Here is a 9,224-nt window from a genome sequence, read left to right as displayed (position 1 = left end):
GTGCAAAACCTGTGAAGGCAAGACTTGCTCCCACAGGAGCTGTGCAAAACCTGTGGGAGCAAGGCTTGCCCGCGATAGCCGCGCCGCGGTGTTCGATGAACCGTTACTTGATGCCTATAAAAAACAGATTCTCGTGGAGCCTCGCTGATGAAATCCTATGAAGTCAACTTTGACGGTCTAGTGGGGCCGACCCACAACTACGGCGGGCTCTCGTACGGCAACGTCGCGTCCCAGAGCAATAGCCAGCAGTCCTCCAACCCCAAGGAAGCGGCGTTGCAGGGCCTGGCGAAAATGAAGGCGCTGATGGATATGGGCTTCCAGCAAGGTGTGCTGGCGCCACAGGAACGTCCCGACGTGGCGGCCCTGCGCCGGTTGGGTTTTGCCGGCAGCGATGCCCAGGTCATCCAGCATGCCGCCAAAGAAGCGATGCCGTTGCTGGTCGCCAGTTGCTCGGCCTCCAGCATGTGGGTGGCCAACGCGGCCACCGTCAGCCCAAGCGCCGACACGGCTGATGGCCGCGTGCATTTCACCGCCGCCAACCTGAACTGCAAATACCACCGCAGCATCGAACACCCGACCACCAGTCGCGTGCTGGGGGCGATGTTTGCCGATCAGCAGCACTTCGCTCACCACGCCGCGCTGCCGGCGGTGGCGCAGTTCGGCGACGAAGGCGCGGCCAACCACACACGTTTCTGTCGGGCCTACGGCGAGGCCGGTGTTGAATTTTTCGTGTTCGGCCGCAGCGCTTTCGATACCCGTTTCCCCGCGCCGCAGAAGTACCCGGCACGTCAGACCCTGGAAGCTTCTCAGGCGGTCGCTCGTCTGCATGGTCTGAGGGAGGAGGGCGTGGTCTACGCCCAACAGAATCCTTCGGTGATCGACCAGGGCGTGTTCCACAATGACGTGATCGCGGTGGGCAACGGCGAAGTGTTGTTCTACCACGAGGATGCGTTTCTGGAGACCGACAGGATGCTGGCCGAGCTGAGCACCAAACTCGCCAAGGTCGGTGGGAAATTTCAGTCGGTGTGCGTGCCGCGTTCGGCGGTTACCGTCGATGATGCGGTGCGTTCCTACCTGTTCAATAGCCAGTTGCTGTCGCGTCCCGACGGCTCGATGCTGTTGATCGTGCCGGAGGAATGCCGCGGCAACGAGCGCGTCTGGCAGTACCTGCAAGGTTTGACGCGGTCTGGCGGCGTGATTGGCGAAGTGAAGGTCTTCGACCTCAAGCAAAGCATGCAGAACGGCGGTGGTCCGGCTTGCCTGAGGCTGCGCGTGGCCCTCAATGAAACCGAACTGGCAGCCGTCAACCCAGGGGTTATCATGACGGCGCCGCTGTACGATTCGCTGACCCAATGGGTCGAGCGTCACTACCGCGATCGCATGACCGAAAACGACCTGGCGGACCCGCAGTTGTTGCTCGAATGCCGGGCGGCACTGGATGAGCTGACACAAATCCTTAAACTTGGCGCGGTTTATCCTTTCCAGATCAATTGAAAGCGCGCGCGACCTGACTACAGTCAAAGCAGGGCGCGTTGCCTTTTCCCCTGACGAGAACGTAAAAACATGAGCGATACCTTGCAGCTGATCCTTGAAGACACCGACGGCACCCAACTGGAAACCTCCTGCACCCGCGTTGCGGTTATGTGGCAAGGCAAAGAGGTGTGGATCCAGCAGGATGGCCGCGGTCAGTTGCTGATCGGCGTCGATGTCGAGGAGGGGGATGAGGAATACGCCAACCTGCTGTTGCGCCCATTGGCGACCAACCTGGTGAGCCTGCAACTGGAAATGGAACCGGCCGAGATGGGCGACGATGATCATGTCCATGGCCCGGATTGCGGCCACGACCATTAAGGAGCCGCGCTATGCTCGCCCTCGGCAAATTGCTTGAACTGACCCTCGCCGGCCGTGAACCGGCGGAGAAGACTCAACTGACTGTCGAAGGCGTACGGATGCGCTGGCTGAGCGAGGGCGCGCTGGAGGTCAAGCCGCCCCAGGCTCGGGATAACGGCCAGGACCTGTTGCTGTCAGCCGGTATCCACGGCAACGAAACCGCACCGATTGAGTTGCTCGATCGGTTGCTGCACGACATCGCCCGTGGGGATCTGAAGCCACGGGCACGCATTTTATTTCTGTTCGGCAATCCCGAGGCCATCCGCCGCGGAGAGCGTTTTGTCGAGCAGGACGTTAACCGGTTGTTCAACGGTCGTCATGAGCTTAGCGGCGGCGCCGAGGCGTTGCGGGCTTGCGAATTGGAGCGGTTGGCCGCCAGTTTTTTCAGCGTGCCGGACCGCAGTCGTTTGCATTACGACCTGCACACCGCCATCCGGGGTTCGAAGATCGAGCAATTTGCCCTGTATCCGTGGAAGGAAGGTCGCCAGCATTCACGCCGTGAACTGGCGCGGCTGCGCGCTGCCGGCATGGAGGCGGTGCTGCTGCAGAACAAACCGTCCATTGTGTTCAGTGCGTACACCTATGATCAGTTGGGGGCCGAGTCTTTCACCCTGGAACTGGGCAAGGCCCGGCCGTTCGGGGAAAACGACGGCGTCAACGTCAGCCTGCTGGAAGCCCGCCTGCAACAGATCATCGAAGGCAACGAGCCTGAATCGGACGACAGTCTGGACGGCCTGCAACTGTTCAGCGTTGCGCGGGAAATCATCAAGCACAGCGACAGTTTCCGCCTGAACCTGCCGGCGGACATCGAGAACTTCTCGGAGCTTGGGAAAGGTTATGTGCTGGCCGAAGACATTGCCCAGACCCGGTGGGTGATCGAAGAAGAGGGCGCCCGGATCATCTTTCCCAACCCCAAGGTAAAGAACGGTTTGCGGGCCGGGATCCTGATTGTGCCGGCGACGGACGAGAACCTGGCCTGACCCCCAAACTAATACAAGCTCTTTGTGGGAGCGAGCCTGCTCGCGATGACGGAGTGTCAGTCGCCACTGATGTCGACTGATACATCGCTATCGCGAGCAGGCTCGCTCCCACATTTGGATCTGTGACCACATTTGGATCTGTGTCTGGCCTTAAACCGCTACCGCCCGCTGCTCACTACGACGCAGCCCGCGGGTCTTGTGCAACGTATCGGCACAGGTCTTTGCCGCTTCCTGGCCCTTGTGCACAAAATGCTCAAAGAAGAACTTCTGATGTTCTTCCCCTGCGTGGAAGTGATGGGGCGTGAGTACGACCGAGAACACCGGCACTTCGGTTTCCAGCTGAACCTGCATCAGGCCGCTGATCACCGATTGAGCGACGAATTCGTGACGGTAGATGCCGCCGTCCACCACCAGACCAGCAGCGACGATGCCGGCGTAGCGGCCGGACTTGGCCAGCAGTTTGGCATGCAGTGGGATCTCGAAGGCGCCGCCGACTTCGAAGAAGTCGATATCGCTTTCCTGGTAACCCTGGCTGATCATTTCGGCGACGAAGCCTTTACGGCTCTGGTCGACGATTTCCTTGTGCCAGCAGGCCTGGATGAACGCGACGCGCTCGCCCGGATGATGTTTGCTTTTGCTGTCGATTGCGGTGGGTTGCATGTTCTGGTTCCTGTTTGTGTAAAAAACAGGGCGTCATGAATCGAAGGGGATTCGAGGGGCGTCGCGCGCAGACGGTCGCAGACGGCCCTTGGGTGCCGATCCCGTTCTCTCTTCATCCGGACTATGACCGTCGGCCCCGGAATCACACCGGGTCTGCTGACCTTGACGCTGCACCGCAAAAGCCGTGTATCGCCAAGCGCTCGCGGGCTATGCACCTTGCGTGCAATTACCGCCGGTGGGGAATTGCACCCCGCCCTGAGAACGTTTCGCCGCCACTTTTTGTGACGGCGGACGATTTTTAACACATAACCCCTTGTGGGAGCGAGCCGTGGGAGCAAAGCTTGCTCCCACGGCTCGCACACAAGGGGGTTGTTGCCCTTTCCGTCGACCGGGCTTGATTATTCCGCGCCAAGCCCGCAGTAATTGCCCTTCGAAAGGGATTTCCCCTCCACCTGAGCCAGAGGCCAGATTCATGCGTGTTATCGATCTTCGCAGCGACACCGTCACCCAACCTTCCGCCGCCATGCTGGATGCGATGGCCAGCGCGCCGACCGGCGACGATGTGTATGGCGAAGATCCAACTGTCAATCGCCTCGAGGCCGAACTGGCCGGGCGCCTGGGTTTTGCCGCGGCGCTGTTCGTACCCACTGGCACCATGAGCAACTTGCTCGGGCTGATGGCCCATTGCGAACGTGGTGATGAATACATCGTTGGTCAGCAGGCCCATACGTATAAATACGAAGGCGGCGGGGCAGCAGTGCTGGGTTCTATCCAGCCGCAACCCCTAGAGGTACAAGCGGACGGCTCTCTGGACCTGGAGCAAGTCGCCGCCGCAATCAAACCCGATGACTTCCACTTTGCCCGTACTCGCCTGCTGGCGCTGGAAAACACCATGCAAGGCAAGGTCCTGCCGCTGGACTATCTGGCCCGGGCCCGGCGTTTCACGCGCGAACACGGCCTGGCGTTGCACCTTGACGGAGCGCGGCTGTACAACGCCGCAGTCAAGTTGAATGTCGATGCCCGGGAGATCACCCAACATTTCGATTCGGTGTCGGTGTGCCTGTCCAAGGGCCTTGGCGCTCCCGTTGGCTCGGTCCTCTGCGGCAGCGCCGAGCTGATCGGCAAGGCGCGTCGACTGCGCAAGATGGTGGGCGGGGGCATGCGCCAAGCCGGGATCCTGGCAGCGGCGGGGTTGTATGCCCTGGATCATCAGGTCCAGCGCCTGGCCGATGACCACGCCAATTCCCAGCGGCTTGCCGAGGGCTTGCGTGGGGCGGGTTACGAGGTCGAGCCGGTACAGACCAACATGGTCTACGTGCAGATGGGCGCGCGGGCCGAGGCCATCAAGGCGTTTGCCGCCGAGCGTGGCATCAAGCTCAGCGCCGCGCCACGCCTGCGAATGGTGACCCACATGGATGTCAGCGGCGCGCAAATCGACGAAGTGATCCGCTCTTTCGTCGACTTTTCCCGTAACTGACCCGCCAAGCGGTCCAATTGACCGTTTCTATCGCATAAACACGCTGTACCCCACGCGAAGGGCCGATATAATGCGGCCCTTTGCCGTTGCTTCGTCTGTTGACGTTTTGCACAGGCCTTTGGCCGCAGCCTCCGTGGAAGAACCTAATGAAAAGCGCAGAAATCCGTGAAGCCTTCCTTCGCTTCTTCGAAGAGCAAGGCCACACCCGAGTAGCCTCCAGCTCTTTGATTCCGGGCAACGACCCGACCCTGCTGTTCACCAACGCGGGGATGAACCAGTTCAAGGACTGCTTCCTGGGCCAGGAAAAACGTGCCTACACCCGTGCGGTCAGCAGCCAGAAGTGCGTGCGCGCCGGCGGCAAGCACAACGACCTGGAAAACGTCGGCTATACCGCTCGTCACCACACCTTCTTCGAAATGCTGGGTAACTTCAGTTTCGGTGATTATTTCAAGCGCGACGCCATCACCTTTGCCTGGACCTTCCTGACCTCCGACAAGTGGCTGAACCTGCCCAAGGAGAAGCTCTGGGTAACGGTCTACGCCACCGATGACGAGGCTTATGACATCTGGACCAAAGAGGTCGGTGTCCCGGCTGAACGCATGGTGCGCATTGGCGACAACAAGGGCGCGCCATACGCTTCCGATAACTTCTGGACCATGGGTGACACCGGCCCATGCGGCCCTTGCACCGAGATTTTCTACGATCACGGCGCCGACATCTGGGGCGGCCCACCCGGCTCGCCGGAAGAAGATGGCGACCGCTACATCGAAATCTGGAACAACGTCTTCATGCAGTTCAATCGCACCGCCGATGGCGTGTTGCATCCGTTGCCAGCGCCGTCGGTCGACACCGGCATGGGCCTGGAGCGGATCAGTGCGGTGCTGCAGCACGTTCACTCCAACTACGAAATCGACCTGTTCCAGAGCTTGCTGAGCGCTTCGGCCAAGGCCATCGGTTGCAGCAACGACAACCAGGCTTCGCTCAAAGTGGTGGCCGACCATATCCGTTCCTGCGGTTTCCTGATTGCCGATGGTGTGTTGCCGTCCAACGAAGGCCGCGGCTATGTGTTGCGTCGGATCATTCGTCGCGCCTGCCGTCACGGCAACAAGCTGGGCGCCAAGGGCAGCTTCTTCTATCAGATCGTCGCGGCCCTGGTGGCCGAAATGGGCGATGCCTTCCCGGAACTCAAATCCCAGCAGGCCCACATCGAACGCGTGCTCAAGGGCGAGGAAGAGCAGTTCGCCAAAACCCTGGAGCAGGGTTTGAAGATCCTCGAGCAGGATTTGGCTGAGCTCAAGGGCAACGTGGTACCGGGTGATGTCGTGTTCAAGTTGTACGACACCTACGGTTTCCCGATGGACCTGACGGGCGACATCGCCCGCGAACGCAACCTGACCCTCGACGAGGAAGGTTTCGAGCGCGAGATGGAAGCCCAACGAGTGCGCGCGCGCTCCGCCAGCTCCTTCGGCATGGACTACAACAGCCTGGTCAAGGTTGACGTGGCCACCGAATTCACCGGCTACGCCGCCACTACCGGCTCGGCCAAGATCGTGGCTATCTATAAGGACGGGCAGTCGGTCGACATCCTGAGCGAAGGCCAGGAAGGGGTGATCGTCCTGGACCAGACGCCGTTCTACGCCGAATCCGGCGGGCAGATCGGTGACAGTGGTTACCTGCAGGCCGGCAACTCGCGTTTCGATGTGCGTGACACCACCAAGACTGGCGGTGCATTCCTGCACCACGGCGTATTGGTCTCGGGCAGCCTGATGATCGCCGCTCCGGTAGCCGCGCATGTCGATGCTGAGGTGCGTCACGCCACCTCGCTGAACCATTCGGCTACGCACTTGCTGCATGCCGCGTTGCGTCAGGTACTGGGTGAACATGTTCAGCAGAAAGGCTCTTTGGTCGACAGTCAGCGTTTGCGCTTTGACTTCAGCCATTTCGAGGCCATCAAGCCTGAGCAACTCAAGGCGCTGGAAGACATCGTCAACGCCGAGATCCGCAAGAACTCGCCGGTCGAGACCGAAGAAACCGACATCGAGACCGCCAAGCGCAAGGGCGCCATGGCACTGTTCGGCGAGAAGTACGGCGACAGCGTGCGTGTGCTGAGCATGGGCGGCGACTTCTCCGTGGAGCTGTGCGGTGGCATCCACGCCAACCGGACCGGTGACATCGGCCTGCTGAAGATCATCAGCGAAGGTGGCGTGGCTTCCGGCGTGCGTCGTATCGAAGCGGTCACCGGCGCGGCGGCCCTGGCGTACCTCAACGCCGCCGAAGAACAACTCAAGGAAGCGGCAAGCCTGATCAAGGGCAGCCGTGACAACCTGATCGACAAGCTCTCGGCTGTGCTGGAGCGCAACCGTCTGCTGGAAAAGCAACTCGAGCAGTTGCAGGCCAAGGCTGCCAGCGCTGCGGGCGACGATTTGTCGGCCCAGGCCGTGGACGTCAAGGGCGTGAAAGTGCTGGCCGTGCGTCTGGACGGTCAGGACGGCAAGGCACTGTTGGCGCTGGTCGATCAACTGAAAAACAAACTCGGCCGCGCAGTGATCCTGCTCGGCAGTGTCCATGAGGAAAAGGTCGTTCTCGTCGCAGGCGTGACCAAAGACCTGACTGGCCAACTCAAAGCCGGTGATTTGATGAAGCAGGCCGCTGCAGCAGTGGGCGGCAAGGGCGGTGGTCGTCCGGACATGGCGCAAGGCGGCGGCACCGACGCCGGCGCGCTGGACGCAGCACTGGCCCAAACCGTTGCATTTGTAGAGCAGGGTATTTAAGGCAGTGCTCCGGGGTCGTCGTCTAGTGACGGCTCCGGTCGCTGTTGAGTGATTATTGGGCGCCCTTCATGGGCAGAGGCGGCTTTGAAATGGCTTTGATCGTACAGAAATTTGGAGGCACCTCGGTCGGCACTGTCGAGAGAATCGAACAAGTCGCCGACAAGGTTAAAAAATTCCGTGAAGCGGGCGATGACCTGGTGGTTGTGCTGTCGGCAATGAGCGGCGAGACCAACCGTCTGATCGATCTGGCCAAGCAAATCAGCGGCGACCGGCAGCCGGTTCCGCGCGAGCTGGACGTGATCGTTTCCACCGGCGAGCAGGTGACCATCGCCTTGCTGGCCATGGCGCTGATCAAGCGGGGCGTGCCGGCGGTGTCCTACACCGGCAACCAGGTGCGTATCCTGACGGACAGCGCGCACAATAAAGCGCGTATTCTGCAGATCGACGATCAGAAAATTCGCGGCGACCTGAAGGCTGGTCGCGTCGTGGTTGTCGCCGGTTTCCAGGGTGTGGACGAGCACGGCAACATCACCACCCTCGGCCGTGGCGGTTCCGATACCACGGGCGTGGCGCTGGCGGCGGCGCTCAAGGCCGACGAATGCCAGATCTACACCGATGTGGATGGTGTCTACACCACCGACCCCCGGGTGGTGCCTGTGGCTCAGCGCCTGGACAAGATCACCTTCGAAGAGATGCTGGAAATGGCCAGCCTCGGTTCCAAGGTGCTGCAGATCCGGGCCGTCGAATTCGCCGGCAAGTACAACGTTCCGCTGCGCGTTCTGCACAGCTTCAAAGAGGGTCCGGGCACCCTCATTACTATCGATGAAGAGGAATCCATGGAACAGCCGATCATTTCCGGCATCGCTTTCAACCGCGATGAAGCCAAGCTGACCATCCGTGGCGTGCCAGACACCCCCGGCGTGGCGTTCAAGATTCTCGGTCCGATCAGTGCCGCGAACATCGAAGTCGACATGATCGTGCAGAACGTCGCGCACGATAACACCACCGACTTCACCTTCACCGTGCACCGCAACGACTACCAGGCCGCAGAAGCCGTGCTGAAAAAGACCGCTGACGAGATTGGCGCCCGGGAAGTGGTGGGTGATACCAAGATCGCCAAGGTCTCGATCGTCGGTGTCGGCATGCGCTCTCACGCAGGCGTGGCCAGCCGTATGTTCGAATCCCTGGCCAAGGAAAGCATCAACATCCAGATGATCTCTACTTCGGAAATCAAGGTTTCCGTGGTGATCGAAGAGAAGTACCTGGAGCTGGCCGTGCGCGCCCTGCACACGGCTTTCGAACTCGACGCTGCTGCCCGACAGGGCGAGTAAGGTGTTGTCTGAGGGCGCGGCTTACCGCGCCCTTTGTTTTTCTGAAAGGCGCGTTTCAAAACTGTTCTTTTGCTCGCGCTGGTCAATACTAGGCTTGTAGGCTGCGACCGTTTCG

General features: G+C 60.6%; 7 protein-coding genes and 1 riboswitch. Of the genes, 6 read left to right on the top strand and 1 reads right to left on the bottom strand.

The annotated features are described in order from the left end of the window. The first annotated feature begins 147 nt into the window (after positions 1-147). The 3 genes from astB (at position 148) to astE (ending at position 2,870) form a co-directional block, all read left to right on the top strand. Positions 148-1,494 carry an N-succinylarginine dihydrolase gene (astB, locus tag MA884_RS14850; RefSeq protein ID WP_256231227.1) on the top strand — a complete coding sequence of 449 codons (1,347 nt, stop codon included), beginning with the start codon at positions 148-150 and terminating at the stop codon, positions 1,492-1,494. A gap of 69 nt (positions 1,495-1,563) precedes the next feature. After that, positions 1,564-1,851: a topoisomerase II gene (locus MA884_RS14845; RefSeq protein ID WP_256231226.1), complete on the top strand. Its 288-nt coding sequence runs from the start codon at positions 1,564-1,566 to the stop codon at positions 1,849-1,851. Positions 1,852-1,862: 11 nt separating this feature from the next. After that, on the top strand, positions 1,863-2,870 hold the full coding sequence (astE, locus tag MA884_RS14840; protein ID WP_256231225.1) for a succinylglutamate desuccinylase: 1,008 nt from the start codon (positions 1,863-1,865) through the stop codon (positions 2,868-2,870). Between the two features lie 150 nt (positions 2,871-3,020). Here the strand turns inward: astE and MA884_RS14835 are convergent, their stop codons facing one another. Further along, complete coding sequence (locus MA884_RS14835; protein ID WP_256231224.1) at positions 3,021-3,530, bottom strand: 6,7-dimethyl-8-ribityllumazine synthase; 510 nt, start codon at positions 3,528-3,530, stop codon at positions 3,021-3,023. Between the two features lie 99 nt (positions 3,531-3,629). Further along, positions 3,630-3,797: riboswitch (FMN riboswitch) on the bottom strand. Between the two features lie 205 nt (positions 3,798-4,002). Here MA884_RS14835 and ltaE point away from each other — a divergent pair. From ltaE to MA884_RS14820, 3 genes are all read left to right on the top strand, one after another. Next, positions 4,003-5,007 carry a low-specificity L-threonine aldolase gene (gene ltaE, locus MA884_RS14830; RefSeq protein ID WP_256231223.1) on the top strand — a complete coding sequence of 335 codons (1,005 nt, stop codon included), beginning with the start codon at positions 4,003-4,005 and terminating at the stop codon, positions 5,005-5,007. A gap of 146 nt (positions 5,008-5,153) precedes the next feature. Beyond that, on the top strand, positions 5,154-7,778 hold the full coding sequence (gene alaS, locus MA884_RS14825; RefSeq protein ID WP_256231222.1) for an alanine--tRNA ligase: 2,625 nt from the start codon (positions 5,154-5,156) through the stop codon (positions 7,776-7,778). An 89-nt stretch (positions 7,779-7,867) separates the two neighbouring features. Next, on the top strand, positions 7,868-9,109 hold the full coding sequence (locus MA884_RS14820; protein ID WP_256231221.1) for an aspartate kinase: 1,242 nt from the start codon (positions 7,868-7,870) through the stop codon (positions 9,107-9,109). Positions 9,110-9,224: the final 115 nt, after the last annotated feature.

It is taken from the genome of Pseudomonas sp. Q11 (genome assembly GCF_024494355.1).
In the GTDB taxonomy this organism is placed as follows: Bacteria; Pseudomonadota; Gammaproteobacteria; order Pseudomonadales; family Pseudomonadaceae; genus Aquipseudomonas; species Aquipseudomonas hefeiensis.
Note: the sequence above shows the minus strand (reverse complement) of the source record. Positions and strands in the feature narration are given on the sequence as shown.

What these genes read in the sequence shown, in the direction of transcription:
- astE (WP_256231225.1), top strand. Translation starts at nt 1,863, where the DNA reads ATGCTCGCCCTCGGCAAATTGCTTGAACTGACCCTCGCCGGCCGTGAA.
- MA884_RS14835 (WP_256231224.1), bottom strand. Translation starts at nt 3,530, where the DNA reads ATGCAACCCACCGCAATCGACAGCAAAAGCAAACATCATCCGGGCGAG.
- ltaE (WP_256231223.1), top strand. Translation starts at nt 4,003, where the DNA reads ATGCGTGTTATCGATCTTCGCAGCGACACCGTCACCCAACCTTCCGCC.
- MA884_RS14820 (WP_256231221.1), top strand. Translation starts at nt 7,868, where the DNA reads ATGGCTTTGATCGTACAGAAATTTGGAGGCACCTCGGTCGGCACTGTC.
- MA884_RS14845 (WP_256231226.1), top strand. Translation starts at nt 1,564, where the DNA reads ATGAGCGATACCTTGCAGCTGATCCTTGAAGACACCGACGGCACCCAA.
- astB (WP_256231227.1), top strand. Translation starts at nt 148, where the DNA reads ATGAAATCCTATGAAGTCAACTTTGACGGTCTAGTGGGGCCGACCCAC.
- alaS (WP_256231222.1), top strand. Translation starts at nt 5,154, where the DNA reads ATGAAAAGCGCAGAAATCCGTGAAGCCTTCCTTCGCTTCTTCGAAGAG.